This window comes from Arthrobacter sp. 05N429 (assembly GCF_056397045.1).
In genome coordinates this window covers 281,764-306,853 of the sequence record NZ_JBFTMQ010000001.1, presented here as the reverse complement: position 1 = coordinate 306,853, position 25,090 = coordinate 281,764, and the positions used below count along the sequence as shown (strand labels likewise).

At 68.2% G+C, this 25,090-nt stretch carries 26 protein-coding genes and 2 tRNA genes; 13 read left to right on the top strand and 15 right to left on the bottom strand.

What is annotated here, in order from left to right; all coding sequences use genetic code 11:
• The first annotated feature begins 3 nt into the window (after nucleotides 1-3).
• The 9 genes from AC1DF4_RS01505 to asd all read left to right on the top strand — a co-directional run bounded on the left by AC1DF4_RS01505 (nucleotide 4) and on the right by asd (nucleotide 7,143).
• Nucleotides 4-1,674 (top strand): hypothetical protein, encoded by a 1,671-nt coding sequence (locus AC1DF4_RS01505; RefSeq protein ID WP_476911244.1) that lies wholly within the window; start codon nucleotides 4-6, stop codon nucleotides 1,672-1,674.
• Nucleotides 1,671-2,075, top strand: coding sequence for a GntR family transcriptional regulator (locus AC1DF4_RS01500; RefSeq protein WP_476911243.1), 405 nt, complete (start codon nucleotides 1,671-1,673; stop codon nucleotides 2,073-2,075). The genes AC1DF4_RS01505 and AC1DF4_RS01500 overlap by 4 nt, the downstream gene beginning before the upstream one ends.
• 34 nt (nucleotides 2,076-2,109) lie before the next feature.
• Nucleotides 2,110-2,913 (top strand): thymidylate synthase, encoded by an 804-nt coding sequence (locus tag AC1DF4_RS01495; RefSeq protein WP_476911242.1) that lies wholly within the window; start codon nucleotides 2,110-2,112, stop codon nucleotides 2,911-2,913.
• Nucleotides 2,910-3,497 carry a dihydrofolate reductase gene (locus AC1DF4_RS01490; RefSeq protein WP_476911241.1) on the top strand — a complete coding sequence of 196 codons (588 nt, stop codon included), beginning with the start codon at nucleotides 2,910-2,912 and terminating at the stop codon, nucleotides 3,495-3,497. Before AC1DF4_RS01495 ends, AC1DF4_RS01490 begins: the two co-directional genes overlap by 4 nt.
• A gap of 3 nt (nucleotides 3,498-3,500) precedes the next feature.
• The gene (locus tag AC1DF4_RS01485; RefSeq protein ID WP_476911240.1) at nucleotides 3,501-3,719 is read left to right on the top strand and encodes an NF038396 family protein; all 219 of its coding nucleotides are present in this window, start codon (nucleotides 3,501-3,503) and stop codon (nucleotides 3,717-3,719) included.
• Between the two features lie 149 nt (nucleotides 3,720-3,868).
• Nucleotides 3,869-4,849: a WXG100 family type VII secretion target gene (locus AC1DF4_RS01480; RefSeq protein ID WP_476911239.1), complete on the top strand. Its 981-nt coding sequence runs from the start codon at nucleotides 3,869-3,871 to the stop codon at nucleotides 4,847-4,849.
• Nucleotides 4,850-4,868: 19 nt separating this feature from the next.
• Nucleotides 4,869-5,522 (top strand): hypothetical protein, encoded by a 654-nt coding sequence (locus tag AC1DF4_RS01475; protein ID WP_476911238.1) that lies wholly within the window; start codon nucleotides 4,869-4,871, stop codon nucleotides 5,520-5,522.
• Between the two features lie 5 nt (nucleotides 5,523-5,527).
• Nucleotides 5,528-5,944 (top strand): hypothetical protein, encoded by a 417-nt coding sequence (locus AC1DF4_RS01470; RefSeq protein WP_476911237.1) that lies wholly within the window; start codon nucleotides 5,528-5,530, stop codon nucleotides 5,942-5,944.
• Nucleotides 5,945-6,012: 68 nt separating this feature from the next.
• Nucleotides 6,013-7,143: an aspartate-semialdehyde dehydrogenase gene (asd, locus tag AC1DF4_RS01465; protein WP_476911236.1), complete on the top strand. Its 1,131-nt coding sequence runs from the start codon at nucleotides 6,013-6,015 to the stop codon at nucleotides 7,141-7,143.
• Between the two features lie 16 nt (nucleotides 7,144-7,159).
• Here asd and AC1DF4_RS01460 read toward each other — a convergent pair whose 3' ends face one another.
• Nucleotides 7,160-8,266, bottom strand: a complete 1,107-nt coding sequence (locus AC1DF4_RS01460) for a winged helix DNA-binding domain-containing protein (protein WP_476911235.1) — start codon at nucleotides 8,264-8,266, stop codon at nucleotides 7,160-7,162.
• Nucleotides 8,267-8,335: 69 nt separating this feature from the next.
• On the opposite strand from AC1DF4_RS01460, the gene AC1DF4_RS01455 reads away from it, so the two are divergent.
• On the top strand, nucleotides 8,336-8,812 hold the full coding sequence (locus tag AC1DF4_RS01455) for a hypothetical protein (RefSeq protein ID WP_476911234.1): 477 nt from the start codon (nucleotides 8,336-8,338) through the stop codon (nucleotides 8,810-8,812).
• 23 nt (nucleotides 8,813-8,835) lie between these two features.
• On the opposite strand, the gene AC1DF4_RS01450 is transcribed toward AC1DF4_RS01455, so the two are convergent.
• Genes AC1DF4_RS01450 through AC1DF4_RS01435 form a run of 4 tightly spaced genes read right to left on the bottom strand, consistent with a single transcriptional unit; the run spans nucleotide 8,836 to nucleotide 12,165 of the window.
• The gene (locus AC1DF4_RS01450) at nucleotides 8,836-9,903 is read right to left on the bottom strand and encodes a UDP-N-acetylmuramate dehydrogenase (protein ID WP_476911233.1); all 1,068 of its coding nucleotides are present in this window, start codon (nucleotides 9,901-9,903) and stop codon (nucleotides 8,836-8,838) included.
• Between the two features lie 49 nt (nucleotides 9,904-9,952).
• On the bottom strand, nucleotides 9,953-11,230 hold the full coding sequence (locus AC1DF4_RS01445) for an MFS transporter (protein ID WP_476911232.1): 1,278 nt from the start codon (nucleotides 11,228-11,230) through the stop codon (nucleotides 9,953-9,955).
• 15 nt (nucleotides 11,231-11,245) lie between these two features.
• On the bottom strand, nucleotides 11,246-11,683 hold the full coding sequence (locus tag AC1DF4_RS01440) for a MaoC family dehydratase (RefSeq protein ID WP_476911231.1): 438 nt from the start codon (nucleotides 11,681-11,683) through the stop codon (nucleotides 11,246-11,248).
• Nucleotides 11,684-11,685: 2 nt separating this feature from the next.
• Complete coding sequence (locus AC1DF4_RS01435) at nucleotides 11,686-12,165, bottom strand: FAS1-like dehydratase domain-containing protein (RefSeq protein ID WP_441406817.1); 480 nt, start codon at nucleotides 12,163-12,165, stop codon at nucleotides 11,686-11,688.
• A gap of 144 nt (nucleotides 12,166-12,309) precedes the next feature.
• On the opposite strand from AC1DF4_RS01435, the gene AC1DF4_RS01430 reads away from it, so the two are divergent.
• Nucleotides 12,310-12,687, top strand: coding sequence for an ArsR/SmtB family transcription factor (locus tag AC1DF4_RS01430; protein ID WP_441406816.1), 378 nt, complete (start codon nucleotides 12,310-12,312; stop codon nucleotides 12,685-12,687).
• On the top strand, nucleotides 12,684-14,345 hold the full coding sequence (locus tag AC1DF4_RS01425) for a SulP family inorganic anion transporter (protein ID WP_476911230.1): 1,662 nt from the start codon (nucleotides 12,684-12,686) through the stop codon (nucleotides 14,343-14,345). Before AC1DF4_RS01430 ends, AC1DF4_RS01425 begins: the two co-directional genes overlap by 4 nt.
• On the opposite strand, the gene AC1DF4_RS01420 is transcribed toward AC1DF4_RS01425, so the two are convergent.
• The 5 genes from AC1DF4_RS01420 to AC1DF4_RS01400 all read right to left on the bottom strand — a co-directional run bounded on the left by AC1DF4_RS01420 (nucleotide 14,335) and on the right by AC1DF4_RS01400 (nucleotide 19,285).
• Nucleotides 14,335-14,559 (bottom strand): DUF3188 domain-containing protein, encoded by a 225-nt coding sequence (locus AC1DF4_RS01420; RefSeq protein WP_476911229.1) that lies wholly within the window; start codon nucleotides 14,557-14,559, stop codon nucleotides 14,335-14,337. The genes AC1DF4_RS01425 and AC1DF4_RS01420 overlap by 11 nt on opposite strands.
• A 38-nt stretch (nucleotides 14,560-14,597) precedes the next feature.
• Nucleotides 14,598-15,548, bottom strand: a complete 951-nt coding sequence (locus AC1DF4_RS01415; RefSeq protein ID WP_476911228.1) for a DUF2797 domain-containing protein — start codon at nucleotides 15,546-15,548, stop codon at nucleotides 14,598-14,600.
• 24 nt (nucleotides 15,549-15,572) lie between these two features.
• Entirely contained in the window at nucleotides 15,573-16,436 is an 864-nt protein-coding gene (locus AC1DF4_RS01410) for an HpcH/HpaI aldolase/citrate lyase family protein (RefSeq protein WP_441406812.1), read from the bottom strand.
• A gap of 165 nt (nucleotides 16,437-16,601) precedes the next feature.
• Complete coding sequence (locus tag AC1DF4_RS01405) at nucleotides 16,602-17,582, bottom strand: aldo/keto reductase (RefSeq protein ID WP_476911227.1); 981 nt, start codon at nucleotides 17,580-17,582, stop codon at nucleotides 16,602-16,604.
• The gene (locus AC1DF4_RS01400; RefSeq protein WP_476911226.1) at nucleotides 17,579-19,285 is read right to left on the bottom strand and encodes a glycoside hydrolase family 13 protein; all 1,707 of its coding nucleotides are present in this window, start codon (nucleotides 19,283-19,285) and stop codon (nucleotides 17,579-17,581) included. The genes AC1DF4_RS01405 and AC1DF4_RS01400 overlap by 4 nt, the downstream gene beginning before the upstream one ends.
• A gap of 102 nt (nucleotides 19,286-19,387) precedes the next feature.
• Here AC1DF4_RS01400 and AC1DF4_RS01395 point away from each other — a divergent pair, with 102 nt between their 5' ends.
• Nucleotides 19,388-20,572, top strand: a complete 1,185-nt coding sequence (locus AC1DF4_RS01395; RefSeq protein WP_476911225.1) for an ROK family protein — start codon at nucleotides 19,388-19,390, stop codon at nucleotides 20,570-20,572.
• On the opposite strand, the gene AC1DF4_RS01390 is transcribed toward AC1DF4_RS01395, so the two are convergent.
• The 5 genes from AC1DF4_RS01390 to AC1DF4_RS01370 form a co-directional block, all read right to left on the bottom strand.
• A complete protein-coding gene (locus tag AC1DF4_RS01390) occupies nucleotides 20,569-21,228 on the bottom strand; it encodes an NAD(P)-dependent oxidoreductase (RefSeq protein WP_476911224.1) in 660 nt (219 codons plus the stop codon). The genes AC1DF4_RS01395 and AC1DF4_RS01390 overlap by 4 nt on opposite strands.
• Nucleotides 21,229-21,374: 146 nt before the next feature.
• Nucleotides 21,375-21,448 (bottom strand) — tRNA-Met (locus tag AC1DF4_RS01385).
• A 62-nt stretch (nucleotides 21,449-21,510) separates the two neighbouring features.
• A tRNA-Thr gene (locus AC1DF4_RS01380) sits at nucleotides 21,511-21,582 on the bottom strand.
• Between the two features lie 232 nt (nucleotides 21,583-21,814).
• Complete coding sequence (locus AC1DF4_RS01375) at nucleotides 21,815-23,944, bottom strand: DEAD/DEAH box helicase (protein WP_476911223.1); 2,130 nt, start codon at nucleotides 23,942-23,944, stop codon at nucleotides 21,815-21,817.
• A gap of 392 nt (nucleotides 23,945-24,336) precedes the next feature.
• Nucleotides 24,337-24,990, bottom strand: coding sequence for an MOSC domain-containing protein (locus AC1DF4_RS01370; protein ID WP_476911222.1), 654 nt, complete (start codon nucleotides 24,988-24,990; stop codon nucleotides 24,337-24,339).
• Nucleotides 24,991-25,090: the final 100 nt, after the last annotated feature.

Here is a 25,090-nt window from a genome sequence, read left to right as displayed (position 1 = left end):
TTTATGCCGGTCCAGTTCATTGTGCCGCCGCTGCTGTTGCTTGGTCCGCTCCTCGCCGCCGTCGTTGTCTACTTGGTGCTGCGCTGGGTGATCTGGGCGCCGAACACGGGGACCACGCCGGCGTCTGTGTCGGAGCACGCGCTGTGGGTGGGCGTCATCGGCTGGCTGGCGAGCTCCCTCCAGGGGGCGATGAACCTGGGCATCATTCCGGCGGCTCCTTCCGCCGGCGGCACGCTGACCAGCGCGGAGACCATCGCCCCGGCACTGGCGTGGCCGGTCCTGGGCTGCCTGACCGTGCACGCCCTGGGCCAGATCACCTACCCCGGTCCACGCCGCATGCGGCGGCAGGCCGTCCTGTCAGTCCGCCGCATCCGCGACTTCCTGCCCCGGAGGCTGGCCTTGACCACGGCCGCCATCTTCATCACCGCCGCCGCGGCCATCGCCCAGACGGCCACCCTCCCCGGATTCGCGGCAGTGGCGCCCACCACGCTCCGCGACGGCCCCAACAGCTACAGCTACTACAGCGGCGGCGCTGACGGCCGCATCCCCGGGCCGGAGGTCGCCGGATGGCTGGGAGGCGCCCTGCTGGTGCTGGCGGGCGGGTCGTGGCTGGTGCTGTGGCTGATAGCCAGCCGCCGCCAGCTGGAGAGTCTCGACGCCGCCGACAACGCCGTGCTGCGGACCATCGCCATGAACCGCCTGCTCCGGACGGTCTCCACCGTGGCTGCAGGTCTCGGCATAATCGCGGGGAACTTCGCGGCCCGGCCCGATCCGGCCCAGGGGGCAACGTCCTGGACGAATCCGGCCGCCCTGGCGGGCACGGTTGTGCTGTTTGTGATGTGGTGGTGGCGGCCGCCGCGACTCGCGGCCGCCGGGCTGGGCGCCCGGAACCGCCCTGAGGCAGGGCTCGCCGCCGGCCGGCAGCACCCGGCGGCCAGGCTCGTCTCCTCCCTCGGGGCGCTGCTGGGCCTGGCCGCCGCCGTGCCGCTGGTTGCCGGAACCTTCCTCGCCCAGGCCGTCGCGGCTGCCGCCAGCTACGGATTTGCGGGTTTCGGTTATGCCGGCATTGTGGCCTTGATGGCCACCGCCGTGCTGCTCGTTATTACCGCCGGCGAGCTCCTGCTGCAGCACAATTACGGCAGTCCGGGAGCCCGGCGCAGCTGGCCCCGGCAGCCGGTGAGCCCCGCCCTGCTGACGACTGCCGTCCTGGCGCTGCTCGTCTTCCTCATGGTCCTCCTTGTCACGGCGGCCGGGCAGGCCCGGCTCGGGGAGGGCCTCGGGTGGGTTCCGTCCGCACTCCTCACGGCAGCAGTTTTCGCCGCCTCCTTGCCCGCGCTCGTCGCGGCCAGGCGCCGCCAAGGCATCCCCGATGCCCCCGCCGGCCTGGACGCGGCGCTGCGCGCCATCACGGTCCACCGCGTAGTGCGAACCCTCGCGGCCACCCTCACCGCCCAGGCCGGCGTGCTGCTTCTGACCCAGAGCAACGCCTGGGCGGAGATACTGGGCCGGGCTGCTTTCGGGGAGACAGACCCCGCCGCTACATCCTGGTGGCCGGCGATCGCGGCCGGTGCCGTCCTCGGCGTCGCGGCCACGGTCATCGCCGTCATCCCGGTGCGCGCCCTGGCCCGGCCGGCCCCTGCTCCTCCCCTGCCGAGGAAGGAAGTCTCGGCGTGAGCGCAGGAATCTCCGTGAACCTGGGCTCGGCCACACCACCGTATGAACAAATCAGGGCCCAGGTCTCCTCGCTGATCGCGCTGGGAACGCTGGCGCCGGGCACTCGGCTGCCGACGGTCCGGAGCCTCGCCGCGGACCTCGGCATCGCGGCCGGGACCGTCGCCCGGGCCTACCGGGAGCTAGAACAGACGGGGCTGGTCGAAACCCGGCGCCGCAACGGCACTGTGGTCGCCGGGACGCCTGCGGCCAGCACCCTGCCCGAAACCCCGGCACCGGAGACCGTCGCCGGAGACGTGACCACCGCCGTCGACCGTTACATTGCGGAAGGCCGCAAAGCGGGATTCGACGACGCCGCCCTCCTGGCAATTCTGCGGAAAAGGCTCAGCCAGCAAGACGGATAAGGAGGGAAAAGCCAGTTCTCAGTAGACTGGGACGGTGAGCATTCCTACGCCTTATGAAGACCTGCTGCGCGATGTCCTGGAAAACGGCACGCACAAATCGGACCGCACCGGGACGGGCACCCTGAGTGTGTTCGGCCGCCAGATGCGCTTTGACCTCAGCAAGAGCTTCCCCCTGGTCACCACGAAACGCGTGCACTTCAAGTCCGTCGCCGTGGAGCTCCTGTGGTTCCTCCGCGGGGAAACGAACGTGAAATGGATGCAGGACCAGGGCGTCACCATCTGGAACGAATGGGCCGACGCCGAGGGAGAACTGGGCCCGGTCTACGGCGTCCAGTGGCGCTCCTGGCCGACCCCCGACGGCGGCCACATCGACCAGATCGCCGAGCTGATCGAAAACCTCAGGTCCAACCCGGATTCCCGCCGGCACATCGTTTCCGCCTGGAATGTCGCCGAGCTCAAGGACATGGCCCTGCCGCCCTGCCACGCGTTCTTCCAGTTCTACGTGGCCGACGGAAAGCTGTCCTGCCAGCTCTACCAGCGCTCCGCGGATACCTTCCTGGGCGTGCCGTTCAACATCGCCTCCTACGCCCTGCTGACCTGCATGATCGCCCAGCAGACCGGCCTGGAACCGGGCGAGTTCGTCTGGACCGGCGGCGACGTCCACATCTACGACAACCACATGGACCAGGTCCTCAAGCAGCTCACGCGCGCCCCCTACGAGTACCCGCAGCTCACGATCACCCGCAAGCCGGACTCCATTTTCGATTACACCCTCGATGACTTCGAAGTGGTCGGATACCAGCACCACCCGACGATTAAGGCCCCGATAGCCGTATGAGCAACGACAAGATTCAGGGCGGGCAGCCCGCCGACTTCACCGACAAGCTGGCGGGCCTCACCGGGCTCGGCGTCGTCTGGGCGCAAACCAGCACCGGTGTGATCGGCAAGGACGGCGGCATGCCGTGGCGCCTTCCCGAGGACATGCTGCACTTCACCCGGCTCACCACGGGCCACCCGGTGATCATGGGCCGCAAGACCTGGGAGTCCTTTCCCGACAAGTACCGCCCCCTGCCCGGGCGGACGAACATCGTCATCACCCGCCAGGAAGGCTGGGGCGGGACGCCGGCGGCCGAAGGCGCCATCGCGGTCAAGTCCCTGGACGACGCGCTCCTGGAATCCCAGTTCGCGCCGGGGAACGGCATGGTCTGGATCATCGGCGGCGGCAACATCTACGCGCAGTCCATGGACCTCGCCAACATCGCGGTCATCACCACGATCGACGCCGCAACGGAGGGCGACACGTTCGCCCCGGATCTCGGGTACGACTGGACCATGGGCGCGAGCCTGCCGGCCGACGGCTGGGAAACCGCCGGCAACGGCACCCGCTACCGCATCAACGTGTGGCGCCGGACGGAGGGCTAAGGAATGCTGAAGAAACCCGAAACCCTCTTTGTGCTTGGCTACATGCTGCTGCCGCTCCTGGCGCTGCTGTCCGCGATCGTGGGGCTGACCATGATCCTTGGCGGGAACAAGATCGTCGGGGCCATCGTGCTCGTGGTGGTCACCCAGGCCTTCGCCTTCGGCGCGTTCTTCGCGCTCAGGAAGCGCAAGCACGCGTTGCTCGCGGAGCACACCGGCGAGTAAGCCCGGCTTGGCCGAGGGCGGATGGGGAGATCACCCCATCGCCGGATGCCGCGGTTCCGGCTAGGTTTGTGCCGGTAGATACACACCGGAATGCGCCAGGTCCAGGCCGCCGCCGGTTAGGCTGATGCACGGAAAAGGGGGATGCCGCTATGGCAGGAAACTTGTGGGGCGCCGACGTCGCCCAGTTGCGCACACTGGCGCAACAGTTCGGCAAGACGTCGGAGACGCTGCTGCAGCAGTCCTCCACCCTGACGTCGGCCATCAACGGCAACACGTCCTGGAAGGGTGCCGACGGCGCCCGCTTCACGTCCGAGTGGAACAGCAGCCACCGTGCCCTGATCCAGAAGACAGCACTCGCCCTCAAGGCAGAGTCCAAGCGGCTGATGACCCACGCCGAGCAGCAGGAGAAGGCCAGCAGCAACGGCTCCGGTTCAGGTGCTCCCGGGGTTCCGGGTACGCCGGGCACGCGGGAGGGACAAGGCACCCACAACAACCCCTGGGGCCCCGACTGGCTCTCCGGCCCGGACTCCCCATTCCGCGGCGGCTGGGACATTTACAATCTGGTCAAGGCACTTCCCAACCTCCGTTCCGGATTGTTCGACATCGGCGCGATGCTGCACAAGTCCAGAATTGGTGACTTCCTGGACGCCAGCGCCTGGCGCGCCTTCCAGAATTCAAACGAATTCAGCAAGTTCTTCAACATCTCGAACCAGTTGTTCGAGGGACGCTGGCACGAGGCGTTCAACCTCACGGAAGGCACCAAGGCATTTCGGGCCTTCGACGGTCTCGGCAAGGGCCTTGGGGTCCTGGGTGTGGGGTTGGACGGCCTGGACGCCGTCAATGCGGCCAAAGACGGGGATTACAGCTCAGCCGCCTACTCCGGGACCAAGGCCCTGATCGGCGCCGGCTCATTCCTGCCGCCGCCGGCGGGAACCGTCTGCATGGTCGCCAGCGCCGGACTGGCGATTTATGACAACGTCCCGATCGTCCACGACTCCGTGAACTATGTGGGCGGCCAGATCGCCGACGGTGCCGTGGCCGTGGCCGACGCCGTCAGCGATGGTGCAAGCGCCGTGGCCGACACCGTCAGCGACAGCGCTGAAGCTGTGGGCGATTTCTTTGGCTTCTAACAACGAGGAGATTCACATCGTGACTGAGACAACCACCGCCCCCGCTGCCGGGCAGGAAATCTACCCGGACGCCATTGGCTTTGGCTTTGCCGAACTGATCGCGCTGCTGAACCTTCAGCACGGCCCGGCAGCAACCGCCAGCGCGGAGGCCCTCCGCGTCGCCAACGAGCTCGAAGATCCGATGATCCTGTCAGCCGGAGCGTCGTCATTGGTGGCACGGGGTGCTGCCACCGTGGAGCCGGATGGGACCCTGTCGGTCAGCGGCCCGGTAGCGGCGGTGACCCGCGCCCTGACGTCGGCTGAGCGCCGCATGGAGATCACTTTGCTGACGCCTGACTCCGCAGACAGCGTCCTGACCGTCGAATCACCGGATTTCCGGATCCTGCTGCAGCCCCGCGCCTTCCTGAGCTGGTTCGCCATGGCGCAGGACCCGGAGATATCGGCCGCCGAGGCCAACTTCTTCATCATGCGCAAGCACCTGGAAGACCACCCCGACGGCGGGGCCACCATCAAGCGCCTAGAAGATCCGGACGCCCCCCAGCTGCTGCTCAAGCGGGCCCACGGTTCGTGGAGCCTCGGCTACAGCGGCCCGGGCACCGGGGCGATCGAGGAGATCGCCGGACTTGCTGACGACCAGGTCCTCGACCGCATCCGCTCAATCCGGAAAGACTGAAGACGATGGACAACGACGCAACGCGCCGCCACGAGGACGAGCAGACCAGGGCCCGGCACGAACAAGCCGTCGCCGCCGGCGAAAAGCGCCTCCTGACCCGGACCATGGATGGCGGCAGGCTGCACAGCTACGCCGCGGATGAAATCGGCTTCGCCCGGGCCGGATCGGGCCCCATCGTCACCACCGCCCCGGGGATGCTCGTCCTGGGCGTCGTTTTCGCGGCGATGACGGCATTCTCAATTTTCCTTGTCATCGCGCCCACGGCCAACGGCCAGGACCCGCTATGGGGAGCACTCGTGCTTACAATCGGCGGAATCGCCGGCCTGGTTTACGCCCTGCGGCTGGCGGTGTCCGAATTCCGGGCGCGCAGGCTGCGTCGGGAGCGGGGCATCCCGGATCCCAGTCCGCGCCAGTTGAACTGAGCGCCAGTTGAAGCGGGCGGTGACGTAACCGACTGCGCACCGGAGCCGGCAAAGTCTAAACTGGCAAAATGACTACAGCAGCAGCTCCGTCCGTTGGACTTGTCGGTTGGCGTGGCATGGTCGGCTCCGTCCTGATGCAACGCATGCAGGAAGAGGGCGACTTCGCCAGCATCAACCCGGTATTTTTCTCCACCTCAAATGCAGGGGGTGCGGCTCCGGCTTTCGCTGAAGGTGCCGGCAAGCTGGAGGACGCGTTCGACGTCGATACCCTCGCCAAGCTGCCGATCATCGTGACCGCACAGGGCGGCGACTACACCAAGCAGGTCCACGGTGAGCTCCGCAGCCGTGGCTGGGACGGTCTCTGGATCGATGCCGCCTCCACGCTGCGGATGAACGACGATTCGATCATCGTGCTGGACCCGATTAACCGCGACGTCATCGACAAGGGCCTCGCCAACGGCACGAAGGATTTCATCGGCGGCAACTGCACCGTCTCCTGCATGCTCATGGGCCTCGGCGGGCTGTTCAAGAACAACCTCGTCGAGTGGGGCACCTCCATGACCTACCAGGCTGCCTCCGGCGGCGGCGCCCGCCATATGCGCGAACTCCTGAACCAGTTCGGCACTCTCAACGCCCAGGTCAGCCCGGAACTGAACGACCCGGCGTCGGCCATACTGGACATTGACCGCAAGGTCCTGGCCCACCAGCGCACCGGCATCGACGCCTCGCAGTTCGGCGTCCCGCTGGCCGGCTCGCTGATCCCGTGGATCGACGCGGACCTCGGCAACGGCCAGTCCAAGGAAGAGTGGAAGGCCGGGGTGGAGACCAACAAGATCCTCGGCACCTCCGGCGACGAGCACATCATCATGGACGGGCTGTGCATCCGCATCGGCGCCATGCGCTCGCACTCCCAGGCACTCACGCTCAAGCTGCGCGAAGACCTCTCCGTCGCCGAGATCGAGAAGCTCCTGGATGAGGACAACGAGTGGGCCAAGGTGGTGCCCAACACCAAGGACGCTTCCATGGCGGACCTCACCCCGGTGTCCGCTTCCGGCACCCTCGACATCCCGGTCGGCCGCATCCGCAAGCTGGAGATGGGACCGCAGTACATCAGCGCCTTCACGGTGGGCGACCAGCTCCTGTGGGGCGCGGCCGAACCGCTCCGCCGCATGCTCAACATCGCGACCGGCACGCTCTAGGGGTTCAACACCCAAGTCAGGTACCGAGGAATCTCCGGTACTTTGCGGCCTGCAGCTCAAAGGATCTTTGGGCGGCGGGCCGCAGTCCGTTAACGTCGTCGAAGGGCTCGGGAACAACCACCATCGCCCCGCCGTTGCGGGACGCGTCCCAGGTGCCGATGACCTGGCCGCCGGCAACAATCGTCTTCCGGAATACGCCGTTCCCGCCCGGCACGATCTTGTTCGCATGCTCCGGCGGCAACACCAGCGACCGGTCCGTGTAGCCGAGCAGGAATTCGTCGAATCCGGGCAGTGCCAGCAGCAGGCGGCCCGCGGGGACGCCGTCGTCGAGCAGTGCAGCCGTCTCCGGGGAGAGCCAGTAGCTGGTCCCCTCGAACTTCAATTCCACCAACTGGTCCGACACCCGGGCCAGTGCCGTGCGGACCTCTGTCAGTGGGATGCCGGACCACCAGGAAAAGTCGCGTTCCGTGGCGGGCCCGTGGCTGCGCAGATAACGCAGCAGCCACTCGGCGATGCCGTCCGCACGGTCCAGGACGCGCGAATCGGTGATCCAGTCGTCGAAAGCAACGACAAGTTGCTGGTTGCCCGCCAGAGGGCCCTGCACCAGCCAGCCCCGCTGGCACAGCATCCCCAGCAGGTGGATGCCGCGCTGGCCGGCCGTAGACTGGCCCGCCTGTTCGAAGGCCTGGAACAGCTCCGCCCGGCTGGCGGCCGCCCCGCCGGAGACCAGCTGCAGCGCGGTTTCCGCCGCGGCATCGACGTCCGCGGCATCGATGTCGAGCTCCCGGTGGCGCCCGGCCATGCCCCGGATCAGCCGATCGGAGGTAATGGCCAGCATCCATTTCAGGTCTTCGGGAGCCATCAGGTGCAGGGTCCCGCGCATCGGCCACGACCGGACGATTTCCCCCCGGTCCAGGGCGCTGCGGACATCAGCCACGCGGGAACCAGGCACCCGCTGGCCGACGGCCCAGAGGGCGGCCTGCAGGTCCTGCGCCTGCATCGCTGTCATCCAGCGCACTGCTGCCGCCGCGCTGCGGAACCCGGACCCGGCCAGGCCCTGCGACGCCAGCCGCAGCCGTCCCAGGATCCCCCGGCTGAGCCGGACGCGCGCCGTTGCTGTCATGCACCCATGCTAGGACTCCTGACGGCTGGTTCCCAGCAGCCTTCCAGCCGGACTGCCTACCCTTGTTGGATGACCATGAGTGAGATGTGGCCGCTGCTGCGGCCCCTGAGCAGGAGGCTTGCCCTGCTGGGCTGGGTATCCAGCGCAGCCGGCATGACCGCCGGACTTGCCCTTGCCATTGCCAGCGGAACACGGCTCTCGCCGATGATGAGCACCATGCAACTCGTGGCAATGGTGTCCATGGCTGTGGCGGTGGTCAGCTTCGTCACTGCGGCCTCGCTACAGCCGCGGCCCCGGGTGCCCGAAGCCGAACGACCGGAGAGCCCGGAACCGGGGGGCCTGCCGGACACCGTGCAGAGTTTCCTGCTCGGCTCGGTGGCCCTGCTGGCCGGGGCTGTCGTTTTCGCCCTTGCGGGCTTCCTGCTCCGCAGCGGACCCAGCGTCCAGTCCGTGGCGTTCTGCCAGGTGTTTTTCCTGGGCGCCGCCGCGTCCGGCTTCACTTTTATGCTCTTCAGCAAGGTCTCCCCGCACCGCGGCAGGAACTGACGGCCCGGCAGTAGCGGTGTGTCCTAGAGCTCCACGCCGATCAGCAGCGGTTCGGGATGAAGTTCGATCCCGAAGCGTTCGACGACGCCGCGGCGCACCTCACGCGCGATCGCCAGCAGGTCCGCCGCGCTGGCCGATCCCCGGTTGGTGATGGCAAGGGTGTGTTTGGTGGACAGTGAGGCCCGGCCCCCGGAAACGCTGTCCGGTTCGAGCCCGAATCCCTTGCCGTAGCCGGCCTGGTCGATCAGCCAGGCCGCGGAGAGCTTGGTCAGCCCGTCGGCGCCGCCCGGGTACCGCGGCGCGCCTTCGGGCAGCCCGGCCGCCACCTCCGCGGGCACGATCGGGTTCGTGAAGAAGGAGCCGGTGGAGTAGGTGTCCCGGTCCGCTGCGTCCCACACCATGCCTTTGGATGCCCTGAGCCGCAGCACGTCGCGCCGGACATCGTTGGAATAGGCCCGCTGGCCTGCTTCGATGCCAAGCGCCCGGGCCAGCTCGGCGTACCGGATGGGGGCACTCATCCGCCCCAGGGGCAGCTGGAACTCGACCGTGAGCACGACGTAGCGCGGGGAGCCGTTCACGGTGGTCTGTTTGAGGATCGAATCGCGGTAGCCGAATTTCAGCTCCGAGTTGGTGAAGGTCTGCACGGCGTTGCGGTGCCGGTCCCAGGTCCGCACGGCGGCGATGGTCTGGGAAACGTCCGAGCCGTACGCGCCGACGTTCTGGACCGGGGTGGCACCCGTGGCGCCGGGGATGCCGGAGAGCGCCTCGATGCCGGACCAGGCGTGCCGCACCGCGTGCTCCACCAGGGCGTCCCAGTTGTGGCCGGCCTGCACCACAACGGCGACGCCGCCGCAGGAGTCGTCCGCGCTGACCGTGAAGCCCTCTGACGCGATCTTCAGGACGGTGCCGGGGAACCCGTCGTCGGACACAAGCAGGTTGGAGCCGCCGCCGATGATCAGCAGCGGTTCGCCGGCCGCATCCGCGGAACGGACGGCCTCGATGATCTCGGCCTCGGTGCGGGCCTCGATGAAACGGCCGGCGGGGCCGCCGACGGCGGCCGTGGTCAGGGCGGAAAGCAGAGTCTGGGTCACCCGACCAGCCTAGCCGGGTTCCGCTGCGCTCCCCTAAGCACCGTCGAACTCAGGTGAGCTTCCGGGCCACTGGGGAGAGCAGGAAGCTGACCACGAGCATCACCATCACGGCCAGCAGGGAGTGCAGGATGCCGACGTGCTCCGCCAGCAGGCCCAGCAGGGGCGGGCCGCAGAGGAACGCGCCGTAGCCGATCGTGGACACCACGGAGACCCGGGCGGCCGCCTTGACCGGGTCGTCAGCGGCGGCGGACATGCCCACCGGGAAGCCCAGTGAGGCGCCCAGGCCCCAGACCGCGAGGGCCACATAGGCCACCCAGGGCACCGGCGCGAAGACGAACAAGCCCAGGCCCAGGACGGCCAGGGCAGCACACCAGCGCATCACCGGGACGCGGCCGAAGCGGTCCAGGACCACCGTGCCCGCGAACCGGCCTATGGTCATGAACGTGACGAAGAGCCCGTACCCGGCCGCGCCCGCGGCGTCGGACTGGCCGTGGCCGTCGGCAAGTGCGAGCGCCACCCAGTCCCCGGCTGCTCCCTCGGCGAGGGCAAGCCCCAGCACGAGGACGCCCAGCAGAAGTGTCCGGCGGTCCCGCCAGGCCTGGGCGATCTGGCGTTTGTTGTCCAGCGGCTGATCGGGCTGGTCCGTGGCCGGCCGGATGATCGGGATCGGCCCGGTGGAGGGGTCCTCGAACGTATCGAGTTCGGCCGGCTTGAAGGTCTGCCCGCCCTCCACCGGAGTGACGTCGGCGCGGAACCACGACGCGGCAGTCGCGACCGAGCCTGCGACGAGCAGCCCCACGGTGCCGAAGTGCCAGAAGACGGGCACCCCGGCTCCCGCGGCCCAGGCGCCCGCCCCGGCACCGGCAACAGTGCCGAGGCTGAAGGCGCCGTGCAGCCGCGGCATGATGTGCCGGTGGACGGCGCGCTCCACGGCGGCACCCTCGACGTTCGAGGCCGTGTTCCAACTGGCGGTGCCGAGTCCGATCACGGCCAGTCCCGCGGCGACGGCGAGCGGGTTGACCAGGACGGAGGTTCCCAGGCCCGCGAGCACCAGTCCGGCCCCCACCATGATGCTGCCGATCCGGATGGTCTGCTTCGAGCCGAACTTGAGCACGATCAGCCCCGAAGCGGAGACCGAGATGAAAGACCCCAGCGTCATGCACAGCAGCAGCAGCCCGATGTTCCCCGGGGTGAGGTCCAGCCCGTCGCGGATGGCCGGCAACCGGGACACCCAGGTGGCGAATGCTATGCCGCTGACCGCGTAGGCGGCCACTACGGCGTTACGCCAGTGGGTGACCTCGGCGGACTGGTCCGTGCTCACGCTCATTGCAGCGCCATACGGTCAGGCCAGCCTGACGACGGCCTGCGCCTTCATCAGCACCTTCTGGCCGGCCGAGAGGACCGTGAGGTCCACGCGGGCGGTGCCTGCCTCGGCGTCGAGCGCCCCGATGGCTCCACTGATCTCGATCATGGCGCCGGCGTCCGGCGTTCCGGTGGTGTCGGCCACCGGGACCGGCTTGGTGAATCGGGTCTGGAAATCGACGACGGCGGCAGGGTCGCCGGCCCAGTCGGTGACGAGCTGGACGGCGGAGCCCATGGTGAACATGCCGTGGGCTATCACGCCGGGCAGTCCCACGCTGGTGGCGAAGGCCTCGTTCCAGTGGATCGGGTTGAAGTCGCCGGAGGCACCGGCGTACTTGACGAGGTCCGTGCGGGTGACGTCGATGCTGCGGCTGCCGATGTCCTGGCCGACCGTGAGTTCTGAGAATGTGGGTGTCATGGCTACTGTCCCTCTCCGCGGACCAGGATGGATGAGGTGGCGGTGGCGACGGCTTCACGCGAATCGTCACCGGCCGCGGCTGCGCCCGCGGTAAGGGCGAAGATTTCCGAGCGGGTGGTGATCATGGCCCCGCCGCCCATCGCACGGACGCCGTCGACGTGGAGTTCCGCAACCAGCCGGTCCCCCGCCACGATCGGACGGTGGTGGACAAAGCGCTGGTCCGCGTGGACCACGCGGGAGAAGTCGATACCGGAGTCCGGGTCCTCGATCAGCTGGGCGTCGGCCCGCTGGGCGACGATGATCGCAAAGGTCGGCGGTGCCACGACGTCGCGGTGCCCCAGCGCCGCGGCGGCCTCCACGTCGAAGTGCGCGGGGTGGGTGGCCTTGACCGCGCGGGCGAACTCGCGGATCTTCTCGCGGCCGACGTCGTACACCTCTGCGGCAGGGTAGCTGCGCCCCTGCAGATCCGGATTGATAGTCATGGATCCAGCCTATCGCCACGCCGCCCGGCCACCTGCGACGATGACGGGGGTGAACAGAAAGACGAACTACGATATGATGAAAACATCATTTCATCAATTCATGGCCGACCCTGGAATTACGGCGATGAGAAAGGACAGGCAGCGATGATTACAGCCGCGCAAACCCCCTTGTACGAGATCAAGGCGAACCTGTTCAAGGCACTCGCCCATCCGGCGCGGATCCGGGTGCTCGAGCTGCTGTCCGCGGCGCCGGACTACTCGGCGCCCGTCAGCTACCTGTTGGCTGAGACGGGCCTCGAAGCGTCACACCTTTCCCAGCACCTCGCCACGCTGCGGCGCCACGGGGTGGTGAGCTCGTCCCGGTCCGCCAATGCCGTGACGTACCGGCTGGCGCATCCGAAGATCGCCGAACTGCTGGCCATCGCCCGGACATTCCTCCTCGACAGCCTGGCCGATTCCAATGAGCAGCTCAAGCTCGCGCAGGGACTGCCGAGCGAGCATCTCAGCGCTTCCGATTCATGAGTTCCGCCCTGGCACCCCTCCGCCGGTTCCTGCCGTCCCGCCGTGACTACGATGGGCTTCGCTCCTCCTGGAAAACGGATCTGCTGGCGGGCATCACCGTGGGGATTGTGGCGCTGCCGCTGGCGCTGGCATTCGGGGTGAGTTCCGGCGTCGGCGCCGAAGCGGGACTCATCACCGCCGTGGTGGCCGGCCTGGTGGCGGCTGCCATGGGCGGCTCGCACGTCCAGGTCTCCGGTCCCACCGGCGCCATGGTGGTGGTGCTCGCCCCGGTGGTCGCCGTCCACGGCGCCGGCAGCATCCCCTTGGTCTCGCTGATGGCGGGGCTCCTGGTGGTCATCCTGGGCATCAGCGGACTGGGCCGGGCTGTGGCCTTCATCCCGTGGCCCGTGGTGGAGGGCTTCACCCTCGGCATCGCCGCAATCATCTTCCTCCAGCAGGTTCCGATGGCCACCGGCACCGAGGGGATACCGGGCCACAACACCCTGCTGGCCGCAGTCGAGGCCGCCTCCCGGGCGACCTTGCCAACCGTGCTTCAGACGCTCGGTGTCGTCGCGGCCGTCGCCGCGGTGATGCTCCTGCTTCCGAAGCTGAACAAGGCCCTTCCCGCGAGCCTGATCGCCGTGCTCCTGGCCACCATGGCCGCGGAGCTGCTGCAACTGGACATCCCGCGGATCGGGGCGCTGCCGGATTCTCTGAACGCACCGTCGGTGCCGGCCCTCGATCCGGCGGCGCTGGGCGGGCTGCTGATGCCTGCGGTGTCCATCGCGATGCTTGCCGCCATTGAATCCCTGCTCTCCGCACGGGTCGCTGCCGGCATGGTCGGCCCCGACGGCAGGCCGTCCGGGACCTACAGCCCGGACCGGGAGCTCACGGGGCAGGGGCTCGCCTCCGTTGCCGCCGGGTTGTTTGGCGGCATGCCGGCCACGGGCGCCATCGCCCGGACCGCCGTCAACGTCCGCTCCGGCGCCAGGACCAGGCTGTCCGCAATTGTGCACGCCCTGGTGTTGCTGGCCATCATCTATCTGGCGGCGGGACTCGTCGGGAAGATCCCGCTGGCGGTCCTGGCCGGAATCCTGATGGTCACGGCCACCAGGATGGTCTCGATGCACACGGTGACCGCCGTCCTGCGCTCCACACGCGCCGACGCTTTTGTGTTCGTCCTGACGGCCCTCATCACCGTGGCCTTTGACCTGATCGTGGCCATCGAGATCGGGCTGGTCGCCGCGGCCCTCTTCACGCTGCGGAAGTTCGCCTCGCTTAGCGGGGTCAAGCGGGAGGAAATCCCGGGAGCACGCGAACCCGGAGACGAACACATCGCGATCTTGCGGCTGGACGGGGCCATGTTCTTCGGCGCAGCGGAACGCGTCCTTCAGGAAATCAGCCAGGTCAAGGACATCCAGGTGGCCATCATCCGGCTGTCGCAGGTGCGGATGCTCGACGCCACCGGGGCCCACACGCTGGTGGAGGTCATCGCGGCGCTGGAGCTGCGCGGCGTCACAGTCCTGTTGAAGGGCGTCCAGCCGCAGCACCTCGAGCTGGTGACCAACGTCGGGGTGATCCGTTCACTGCGGCACCACAAGCATCTGTTCACGTCCCTGCCCGAGGCCGTGGAGCACGCCCGCAGCCACGTGCGCCGGAACGCCGCCGCTAACGTTTGAGGTTTTTGCGGATCGTCTGGCCGCGGACCACGATCCCGGCAATGTGCAGGATCAGGCCGACGCCGATGACGGCGAGGGACGCAACGGCGAGGTCCTGGTTGCCGGAGCTGTTGCCGATCAGGTTCAGGATGATGCCGACGCCGAGCATGCCCATGGCGCTGAAAACCAGCACCTTGTAGGTGGTTGACGCGGAGTCCCAGAATTCTTTCAGCACCGTGCCAGTCTACTGGGCCGCTGGTCTCGGCCAGCCGCTCAGAACAGGGACTCCTGGACCGCCGGGACTTCAGAGCCGTGGTCGCCGAGTTCGATGGTCCGGGCCTTCAGCTGCCCGAGGTTGACGACGAACTCAAGGTCGGCGCCGTCGAGCGTGGCCAGTGCGATGCTACCGCTCAGCGAGTCGACCCGGAACCCGTGGGTTCCCGAACTGAGCTCGTGCGGGTAGGCGTGCCGGTCGGCCGGCGCGCACGCCGCATCCGAGAGCCCCGGCCGCAGCCACGGCTCGTCGAGGACCTCGAAACCGCCGCCCCCGACGCCCGCCAACAGTTCCCGGACGCCACCGGCAAGCCTGCTGTTCACCGCATCAAGTTCGACGGCGGGGGCCGGCCCGGCCAGGGCCGCGGCCTTGGCAGCCGACCGGACCTGCTGCGGAAGGCCGGCGTCGCGCGTGACGATGTCTTCGAGGATCCTGACCACCCGGCCGTCGTCGGCGCGGGCGACGTATCGGGCGACGACGGCGCCTTGTTCGGCGAGCCTCTTCCATTTCCGCAGGTCCGCGGCCGTACCCACCTTGCTGGCGCCGCTGGCGAAGGTGGCGACGTACAGCCAGTGCGGCTGCATCAGGTAGGCGCGCAGCCCGGGCGGAACGCGTCCGCCGCGGTGGAAATCGTGGATGAGCCGGGAATCGTCCACCACGAAGCACCGCTCGCACTGGCTGCCCTTGACGGCCTGCGCCCTGGCCGGGCAGAGAACGTGGTCCCGGTCAGCGGGCCCGTGCACCTTGTGGTGCCCCAGACAGCGCTTCCCCGCTGCCGCGAGGCGGAAGCCCAGCCGGGTGCCGGCGCCGAGCGCCAGGTCCGTGCAGCCGCCGTCGGGATCCTGCAGGCGCATTACCGGGTGCCCGCCGCCGGAGGTGCCGGCTTTCCCCGGTTTGTCCGGTTCAGCATCCCAAAAGACCCCGTGGACCAGATAGCGGGTATCGGTCACGGGGTCTCCTTGGTTCGGGGCAGGCTAGAGGGCCGGCTGCACCCCAAAGGCTACCGCGAGCTTCATTATCTTTTCGGCACGGCCCAGGCGGGGCAGGTCCGAGCCGTCGCGGATGACGCGGCCGTTGGCCTCGAAGTCGGCCATGAAGTCAGTGGCCCAGGCGACGTCGGACGGCGTCGGGCTGATGACCTCGTTGATGACGTGGGTCTGGTCGATGGCGAGGCAGAGCTTGCCGGTCATGCCCATCATGACGGTGATGCCGGTCTGCTCGCGCAGGATCGGGTGGTTGGTGCCGACCGTGGGCCCGTCGATGGGGCCGGGCAGGTTGCCGACGCGGCTGGCCACGACCAGCTTGGCGCGGGGGTAGGCCATGGCCTCGGGGGTGGCGGCCATGCCCGTGTCGCGGCGGAAGTCGCCCGAGCCGAAGGCGAGCCGGAATGCGCCCTGGGCCCTGGCGATGTTGTTGGCTTCCTCGATGCCGACGGCGGACTCGACGAGCGGGATGACCGGGGTCTTGCCGTCCATGCGGTGGAAGCTTTCGGTGACCTGGTCCGCGGATTCGGTCTTGGCAAGCATCACGCCGAGCAGGCCGGGGGTGCCGCGGAGCCCGGCAAGGTCGTCGGCCCAGAAGGGGCTCGTGGCGTCGTTGATCCGGACCCAGGCGGTGCCGCCGGCGGTCAGCCAGTCCACGACGTTGGCGCGGGCGGCGTCCTTCTGGGAGGGGTCCACCGCGTCTTCGATGTCCAGGATGATGGCGTCCGCGCGGGACACGGCCGACTGGTCGAAGAGTTCGGTCTTCATTGCGTTCACCAGCAGCCAGGAGCGGGCGATTTCGGCCGGAATGTTGCGTTGAGGCCGGACGGTCCCGGCGGTGGTGGTGGAGGTCATGTATCTACGCTAGCCGTTCCGGGGTGCCTCCCGCGAAGTATTCCGGCCCTCGGAGGCGACCAATACGACCAAAATCACGTCCCCGGCCAAGTAACTGGCAGCTAAGGCCGTTTTGGGCGCCAAAACGGCCTTGCTGCCAGTCAGCCGGGTGGGACGGCAGAAACGCTAGGGGATGTTGCTGCCCCGCGCCGTCACCCAGAGCCGGTACCACTCGGTCCGGGTCATGGATGCTGCCACCGCTGCCGCGTCGGCGCAGGCGCGGATGCGGTCCGGGTTGGCGGTGCCGATCACGGGGGCAATGCCGGCCGGGTGCTTCATCAGCCAGCCGAGCAGGATCGATTCCCCGGTGGTCTTCTTCTCCGCCGCCAGCTGCGCTACGAGCCTGGTGGTCGCCTCCTCGGCTGCCGACGGCGCCGGGGCAGGCGCCCCGGTGTAGAGGCCACGGGCCAGGGCGCCGTAGGCCTGCAGGGTGATCCTGTGCCGGACGCAGTACTCCACCGTGCCGTGCGGGAAGCTGTAGTCCGTGCCCTCGGCGTGGTTGACCAGCACCGTGCTCTCCAGCCAGGCGCGTTTGAGCAGGCTCATCTCCAGCTGGTTGGCGACCACCGGGGTTTCGAGCCGGTCCTGCAGGACCTCGATTTGCGCCCCGGACATGTTGGACACACCCAGCGCCCGGACCTTGCCTTCGGCCATCAGCTGCCCGACGGCGGAGGCAACCTCCGCGGGATCCATCAGCGGGTCGGGACGGTGGAGCATCAGCACGTCCACATAGTCGGTGCGGAGCCGGCCGAGGCTCTCGTTGACGCGGGCCAGAATAGCGTCACGGCTCAGGTCGTAGTACGTTTCCAGGCCCTGTTCGTTGAGCCGAATGCCACACTTGGTCTGCAGCCGGATGCGTTCGCGCAGCCCCGGCGTGCCGGCCAGCACCTCGCCGAACACCGCCTCGGACTTGCCGGCACGGTAGATGTCGGCGTGGTCGAACAGCGTGATGCCCGCATCGAGGGCAGCGTCGACGGCGGCAGCCGCCTCGTCCACGTGCGCGGACGAGTACGGCTCCGCCGACCAGCTGCCGCCAAGGCCCATGCAGCCGTAAATCAGCTCCTGGGCCGGCTGGTCCGCCGGGACCTTGCCGTCCGTGGCGCTCACCGCAGCCAGACGGTGGTGCTGCCCGGCAGGAGATTCCCGTCCAGGGGTCCGCTGCTGAGGAGCACGGTCCCGGCGGGCAGCTCGACGGGCATGTCCCCGAAGTTGGTCACGGTCTGCCAGCCGCCGGGGCGGCTGAAGTGCAGCACGTCGGGGCTTGCCGGGGTGTGCCATTCGAGTTCCTCGGAGGTCTGCAGCTCGCGGCGCAGCTTCAGGGCGTGGCGGTAGAACTCGAGGGTGGAACCGTCGACGCCGTCCTCGGCTGCGACGGCGTAGCGGCTGAACCAGGCCGGCTGCGGCAGGTGCGCGCCGCCGTCGCCGAATCCGAAAGAGCTGCCCTCGGCGGCCCAGGGCAGCGGAACCCGGCAGCCGTCCCGGCCGATCTCCACGCCCTTGTTGCGGAAGAAGGTCGGGTCCTGCCGCTCGGCATCCGGGATGTCCGCGACTTCCTGCAGTCCGAGCTCCTCGCCCTGGTACAGGTACGCGGAGCCCGGCAGCGCCAGCATCAGCTGGGTGGCCGCGCGGGCACGGCGCAGGCCGAGTTCGACGTCGAGCTCCTCAGCCGGGGCGCCGGCCAGCAGCCAGCCCTTGCCGTCCTGGCCCTTGGCGTGCTTGCCGCCGCCCTTGGGCAGGCCGTAGCGCGTGGCGTGCCGGACGACGTCGTGGTTGGAGAACACCCAGGTGGAGGAGGCGCCGGACTCGGTGGCCTCGGCGAGGTTGCGGGTGATGATTTCGTGGAATTCCGCGGCGTCGAAGTCGGCCTGCAGGAGGTCGAAGTTGAAAGCCTGGCCCAGGCCCTCCGGGCTCGCGTAGCGGCCGCGGCGGCTGGCGTGGACCCAGGCCTCGGCGACGGCGGTGCGCGGCGGGTTGTACTCGTTGAAGACCTCGCGCCATTCGACGTAGATCTCGTGGACCTCGTCGCGGTCCCAGAACGGGTGCGAGCCGTCGTCGAAGCCGTCGGTGCCGCTGTTGGCCTCGCTCAGCTCGACCTTGGACAGCAGCGGTTCGGTGAGGTCCTTGGTGAGGGCGTGCGCGACGTCCACGCGGAAGCCGTCCACGCCGCGGTCGGACCAGAAGCGCAGGGTCTTGAGGAAGTCGTCGCGGATTTCGCGGTTGGACCAGTTCAGGTCCGGCTGCTCCTTGGCGAAGATATGCATGTACCACTGGCCGGGGGTGCCGTCCGGTTCGGTGATGCGCTCCCAGGCCGGGCCGCCGAAGACGGATTCCCAGTCCGACGGCGGGATCTCGCCGTTCTCGCCCTGGCCGTCCCGGAAGATGTAGCGCTCACGCGCGTCCGAGCCGCGCGGTGACGCGAGGGCTTCCTTGAACCAGACGTGGCGGTTCGAGGAGTGGTTCGGAACGATGTCGGCGATCAGCTTGATGCCGGCCTCGTGCAGCGCAGCGGACATCTCATCGAAGTCCTCCAACGTGCCGAGCTTCGGGTCCACGTCGCGGTAGTCGTCGACGTCGTAGCCGCCGTCCGCGAGGGCCGAAGGGTAGAACGGGCTGAGCCAGACGGCGTCGATCCCGAGTTCCTTCAGGTAGGGGACCTTCGCCGTGATGCCCTTGATGTCGCCGAGGCCGTCACCGTTGGAATCGGAGAAGCTGCGCGGGTAGATCTGATACACGGACGCCTGGCGCCACCAGTTGGGGTCGGCGGCGAGGTCGGAACCGGACAGGGTGGCCAGCGTGGCGGTGTTGGACAAAGGGGGATCCTCCGGGCTCGGAACTGGGGCTCTGGTAATTTAGATACAAGGTAAATATATTGCCTGAACAATTATGGGTCCGGATCCGGGAGAGGTCAACATTTGAAGCCGACGGCAGCCGCCGCCACACCCCAGCTGCTGCGCCGGGTGAATGCCCAGTCGGTGCTCGGCGCCATCCGGACCACGGAGGTGGCCACCGGGACCGAGCTGATGACCCGGACCGGGCTGACGCGGGCGTCGGTGATCGCCGTCTGTGAGGACCTGATCCGGCGCGGCTGGATCCGTGAACTGGACCCCCGCGGCGAGGAACAGACCCTGGGACCGCGCAAGGGGCGTCCCGCCCGGCGGTTTGAGCTCAATGCGACGGCCGGCTTCGTGCTGGGCATCGACATCGGCGCCGCCACCACGACCGCGGCAGTCGCGGACCTCCGCGGCACCGTCGTCGGGCGCTCCAGCGAAAGCTTCCGGGCCGTGGACATCCCCGCGGCGGAGCGGATCGACGTCGTTGACCGCGCCTGCCGGCAGGCGCTGGCAGCTGCCGGGACCGGCCCAGGCACGGTCCTGGCCGTGGGGGCGGGCATCGCAGCGCCGGTGGACCGTGACGGCAACGTGCTGGGGACGCAGCACTTCTGGAGTCTGTTCGACGTCGGGCTCCGCGCGGCGCTGAAGGACCTGCACGGCTGGGATGTGCTGCTGGAAAACGATGCGAACCTTGCCGCCCTCGGCGAACGCTGGCGGGGGTCCGGCGCCGGCGTCGATGACCTGGTGGTGCTGCTGGCCGGCGAACGCCTGGGAGCCGGGGTGCTGGAGTCCGGGCGGCTGCTGCACGGCCGCGGCGGCGCTGCCGGTGAAATGGGGTACCTGGACCTCGTGGAGGGCGTCGGCTCCAGCGACGGCATCGCCAGCCTGGCCCGGCAGTGGTCCGCGGCCGGCGGTGGTCCCGCCGGGGGCGGCGTGGCAAGCGCGCGGCGCGTCTTTGAGGATGCCGCCGCCGGGGATCCCGCGGCGCTGGCCATCCTGGACAGGATTTCGGACCGGATGGCCCGGGTCATTGCCACCGTGGCGAGCTTCATCAACCCCGAGCAGGTAGTGGTCGGGGGCGCCGTGGCTGAATCGGCGGGGGCGCTGCTGCCCGGGATCACTGCCCTGCTCCCCCGTTATACGGCGACGCCCCCGCGCGTGACCGTCTCGCCGCTGGGCGACTCGATTGTCACGGTCGGCGCGATCCGGCACGCCTTGGACTACGTCGAGGCGAACGCGCTGGAGCTGGAGCTCACGCGGGGTTAGTTCACGGGTTCCAGGGCAGCAGCGATAGGCAGGTCCCCGTCCCGGAACTCGATGGTGCGCCCGGCCGTCGAGGGCAGGCCCAGCACCGCCGCCGCAACGAGGGCAACGTTGGCGCGGGCCGTTTCCCTGTTTCCCGAGTCGTCCGCGGGGTCGACGTCGATCAGGCCGTTGCCGGGACCGTCAGTGAGGGCCCCGGGGCCGAGGATGGTCCAGGCCAGGTCCGTGCCGCGCAGATAAGCGTCCGCGGCCGCCTTGGCCTCGGCGTACGCGAAGAAGCCGTTGTCCGCCGGGACTCCGTGATCGGGGCCGGCTCCGAAGTAGGACACCATGATGTAGCGCGCGACGCCGGCCTCCACCGCCGCGTCCATCGACCGGATGGCGGCGTCCCTGTCCACGGCGTAGGTGCGGTCCGGGCTTCCACCGCCGGCACCGGCCGACCAAACCACGGCGTCGTGGTTCCGAAGCGCCTCGGCGATCTCCGCCGTCGTCGAATGTTCAATATCCAGGACGACAGGTGTGGCGCCGGTTGCCACGACGTCCGGCCCGTGGTCCGGGTTGCGGACGAATGACGTAACGTCCAAGCCCTCGCCGGCCAGGATGCGGGACAGTTCCAGAGCCACTTTGCCGTGGCCGCCAATGATTGCGATTCGCGTCATGGACCCATTCTGTCCCACGCGCCCCGCAGACGCATCCGTTGCGCTGTCACTCCTGGTTGCTTTGGGGCTGCCAAAAGCACTCAATGTGACAGAGCAACCCGGTTAAACAAAAGGACCCCACAGGTTGGGCCTGCAGGGTCTTTCTGTAGCGGCGGGGAGGCTCGATCTCCCGACCTCACGATTATGAGTCGTGCGCTCTAACCAACTGAGCTACGCCGCCATAAATGAGGAAAACCTGCGCTAAGCCGGTCAAAAACCGCCTTGACACAGGCCCTCATTCAGAGCCCCCCACCGGAATCGATCCGGTGACCTCGTTCTTACCAAGAACGCGCTCTACCACTGAGCTAGGGGGGCAACGAGTAAATACTCTACCGGAAGATTCCGCTCCCAACAAATCGGTATCGGGAGGTCCCTGAAAGCGTCAAAAACGGCGGAAATCCGGGGTGCCTGGCGCCATTTGATGGCCTGTGTGCTGCCCGGCGGCACCGCCGGACTCGCCGATGTGACCAAGGGTACTTTAAACAAGAACGGGCCGGCTCTGCAGCCGGCCCGTTCTCACGGTGAATCAGTGCTTAGCAGCTGACGGTTACCACTTGTTGCGGGGCTTGAAGCCGCCTTCGGTGCGCGGCTTGCGGGCAGCGTCGGTGCCGACGCCGCGCTCGTTGCGGTCGCTGAAGGAGCGGCCGCCGCGGTCAGCGGAGGACCGCTCGCCGTCGTTCTTGCGGAACTCGCGCTTGAAGCCGCCGTTGCCCTTGAAGTTGCCGCCACGGTCGCCGCCGCCGGAGTACCCGCCACGGTCGCCGCCGCGGCTGCCCTGGTAGCTGCCACGGTCGCCGGAAGGCTTGCGGCCGTTGTCCAGCTCGAGGTGGATCAGCTCGCCGCCGATCCGGGTGCGGGACAGGGCCTTCAGCTGGTCGGCGCTCAGGTCCGCCGGGAGCTCCACGAGGGAGTGGTCCGCGCGGATGTCGATGCCGCCGATCTGGGCCGAGGAGATGCCGCCTTCGTTGGCAATGGCGCCAACGATGGAACCCGGCATGACGCGCTGGCGGCGTCCGACGGCGATCCGGTAGGTGGCGTTGCCCTCGGTCAGGGTGCGGGTCGGGCCGCGGGAGCCGAAGCCGTCCTTGGAGCGCTCGCGCTTCTGGAATTCCGGTGCGGCGGGCAGTTCCTTGACCAGCAGCGGCTGGCCGCCCTGGGCCATGACGGCCAGTGCGGCGGCGATTTCCGCTGCCGGGACGTTGTGCTCTTCCTCGTAGGAGGCGATGAGGTCGCGGAACGACGAAACATCCTCGGAGGCAAGGGTCTCGGTGATCTTCTCCGCGAACTTGCCCAGGCGCAGCGTGTTGACGGTCTCGGCCGTGGGCAGGTGCATCTGCTCCACCGGCTGGCGGGTTGCCTTCTCGATGGAACGCAGCAGGTACTTCTCCCGCGGCGTCATGAACAGGATCGCGTCGCCGGAACGTCCCGCGCGGCCGGTGCGGCCGATGCGGTGGACGTAGGACTCGGTGTCGTGCGGGATGTCGTAGTTGACCACGTGGCTGACACGTTCAACGTCCAGGCCGCGGGCGGCGACGTCGGTGGCGACGAGGATGTCGATCTTGCCGTCGCGCAGGGCCTCGACCGTCCGCTCACGCTGCTGCTGCGGGATGTCGCCGTTGATGGCGGCAGCCTGGAAACCGCGGGAGCGCAGCTTGTCCGCGAGGTCCTCAGTGGCCATCTTAGTGCGGACGAAGGCAATGACGCCTTCGAACTCTTCGACCTCGAGGATGCGGGTCAGCGCGTCCAGCTTGTGCGGGCCCATGACCTGCAGGTAACGCTGGCGGGTGTTGGCGCCGGTGGTGGTCTTGGACTTGACCTGGACCTCGGCCGGGTTGTTCAGGTACTGCTTGGACATCCGGCGGATCTGGCTCGGCATCGTGGCGGAGAACAGCGCAACCTGGCGGTCCGAGGGGGTCTGCTGGAAGATCTGCTCAACATCTTCGGCGAAGCCCATGCGGAGCATCTCGTCGGCCTCGTCCAGCACGAGGTACTGGAGTTCGGAAAGGTCCAGGGAACCCTTGGAGATGTGGTCGATCACGCGGCCGGGGGTACCGACAACAACCTGGGCGCCGCGGCGCAGACCGGCGAGCTGGGGGCCGTAGGCCGAGCCGCCGTACACCGGGAGGACGGTGAAATCGTCGATGTGCTTGGCGTAGGACGTGAACGCCTCGGCGACCTGGAGGGCGAGCTCGCGGGTCGGAGCAAGCACCAGGGCCTGCGTCTTGCGGGACGGGCCGTTGAGGTCGTGGAGCTCGGCCAGGCGGGACAGCGCCGGTACTGCGAATGCTGCAGTCTTACCGGTACCGGTCTGGGCCAGGCCCACGACGTCGCGGCCTTCGAGCAGCAACGGGATGGTTGCTGCCTGGATCGGGGAGGGCTTCTCGTAGCCGACATCCTGCAGGGCAGCAAGGACGCGGCCATCGATGCCGAGGTCAGCGAACTTGACGCCTTCTTCTTCAGCGTCTTCTTCCTTGGCCGGGGCGGCCTTGGCCTCGGTCTTGGTGTCAGCCTGCGGCGCGGCTTCGGCAGCAGCCGAAGCCTCAACGTTCGCAGGAGCCTCGGTGAATTCCGGGGCGGAGCCGGCCGCGGGGGCAGCCGTTTCAGAAGTCTCGACGTCGGCCTGGCTGTTCTCGGTGGCGAGTTCGGTAACGACGGAGTTGTTCTGATTTTCGGGCATAGGTGAAATATCCTCATCCATAGGGGCCAAGCGGCACAACCCGAGGTGAGCGGAGCCGCAGTACGCGTGACACGAATTGCCGGGCGTACGGTTGACCGGCGGGTCACATAGAAGTCCGGCGCTTTCGCAATCCCGTGGCAGGACTTCCCGCTGCATCTCTTGGCTGCTATCCCAGCAGTCTGTACAGCGTTTTCTTTAGCCGGCTCTCCCTATGAAAATGCCCGCATCACAATCTGCGGGCCCCAACACTTACCAGTCCTGCCTCAAGAATTGGGCAGGAATAAGGGATTTCCGGAGTGGGGGATATTTCAAGTGTAGGGCATTGATCCCGCCCATGGGTAACTCAGGGGCCGCTGGCGGCGGTGAGCTTGCGCACACGGCCGTCCGCCCCGCTACACGCCGAGGCGGCGCCGCAGCTTCTCGAACTCCTGATGGTACTCGGGCTGGAGGCGGACCTGCCCGTCGGCGTCGGCGTCCCGCAGGGCCTCCATGTCCTCAACTGTGGGATCACTGAACCATTTGCCGATGGTGACGCCGTGGGTTGGGACGAAGATCCGGTGGATGTGGTCCCCCGCCTGGATGCTGCCCACCCGGACCACCCGCAGATAGGTCCCCACTCGCCCGGCGTCGCTGAACCGCTTGACCCAGTGCGGCTCGTGCATCCGGCGCTGGAAAGTGGCGCAGGGGGTGCGGGGTGAGGTCACTTCGACTTCGACGTCGAGCCCGATCTTCCAGCGTTCGCCGATGACGGCGTTGGTGGCGCTGATGCCGGCGACGCGCAGGTTTTCACCGAAGATCCCTGGCGGCAGTTCGTGGCCAAGCTCCGCTGCCCAGTAGTCGGCGTCGTCTTGGGAGTAGGCGTAGAGCGCCTGGTCCTCGCCGCCGTGGTGGACGCGGCTGGCCTGGATGTCACCGTGCAGTCCGAGCCTGTGCACCTTGACCGGTCCGGCCACGGACCGCTTGTCGATCGCCGTCACGCCGACGCTTCCGGGGTCGCTCAGCAACTGGTGCACGCGGCAGACGGCGAGAACAGAGGCGGTGTCCATGGCTTCAGTGTAGGCCTGCGACGCTCCTGCCCAGTTACTTTCCCGCTCACACCGCAAATGCCCGGCGACACCGGCGAGTCGGCCGGGATCCGCAAGCCGG

Bases quoted from the DNA above. Each gene is read 5' to 3' on its own strand.
- AC1DF4_RS01470 (WP_476911237.1), top strand. From the start codon at position 5,528: ATGGACAACGACGCAACGCGCCGCCACGAGGACGAGCAGACCAGGGCC.
- AC1DF4_RS01460 (WP_476911235.1), bottom strand. From the start codon at position 8,266: ATGACAGCAACGGCGCGCGTCCGGCTCAGCCGGGGGATCCTGGGACGG.
- AC1DF4_RS01425 (WP_476911230.1), top strand. From the start codon at position 12,684: ATGAGTTCCGCCCTGGCACCCCTCCGCCGGTTCCTGCCGTCCCGCCGT.
- AC1DF4_RS01490 (WP_476911241.1), top strand. From the start codon at position 2,910: ATGAGCAACGACAAGATTCAGGGCGGGCAGCCCGCCGACTTCACCGAC.
- asd (WP_476911236.1), top strand. From the start codon at position 6,013: ATGACTACAGCAGCAGCTCCGTCCGTTGGACTTGTCGGTTGGCGTGGC.
- AC1DF4_RS01390 (WP_476911224.1), bottom strand. From the start codon at position 21,228: ATGACGCGAATCGCAATCATTGGCGGCCACGGCAAAGTGGCTCTGGAA.
- AC1DF4_RS01410 (WP_441406812.1), bottom strand. From the start codon at position 16,436: ATGACCTCCACCACCACCGCCGGGACCGTCCGGCCTCAACGCAACATT.
- AC1DF4_RS01430 (WP_441406816.1), top strand. From the start codon at position 12,310: ATGATTACAGCCGCGCAAACCCCCTTGTACGAGATCAAGGCGAACCTG.
- AC1DF4_RS01370 (WP_476911222.1), bottom strand. From the start codon at position 24,990: ATGGACACCGCCTCTGTTCTCGCCGTCTGCCGCGTGCACCAGTTGCTG.
- AC1DF4_RS01440 (WP_476911231.1), bottom strand. From the start codon at position 11,683: ATGACACCCACATTCTCAGAACTCACGGTCGGCCAGGACATCGGCAGC.
- AC1DF4_RS01375 (WP_476911223.1), bottom strand. From the start codon at position 23,944: ATGCCCGAAAATCAGAACAACTCCGTCGTTACCGAACTCGCCACCGAG.
- AC1DF4_RS01435 (WP_441406817.1), bottom strand. From the start codon at position 12,165: ATGACTATCAATCCGGATCTGCAGGGGCGCAGCTACCCTGCCGCAGAG.
- AC1DF4_RS01480 (WP_476911239.1), top strand. From the start codon at position 3,869: ATGGCAGGAAACTTGTGGGGCGCCGACGTCGCCCAGTTGCGCACACTG.
- AC1DF4_RS01485 (WP_476911240.1), top strand. From the start codon at position 3,501: ATGCTGAAGAAACCCGAAACCCTCTTTGTGCTTGGCTACATGCTGCTG.
- AC1DF4_RS01505 (WP_476911244.1), top strand. From the start codon at position 4: ATGCCGGTCCAGTTCATTGTGCCGCCGCTGCTGTTGCTTGGTCCGCTC.
- AC1DF4_RS01445 (WP_476911232.1), bottom strand. From the start codon at position 11,230: ATGAGCGTGAGCACGGACCAGTCCGCCGAGGTCACCCACTGGCGTAAC.
- AC1DF4_RS01455 (WP_476911234.1), top strand. From the start codon at position 8,336: ATGACCATGAGTGAGATGTGGCCGCTGCTGCGGCCCCTGAGCAGGAGG.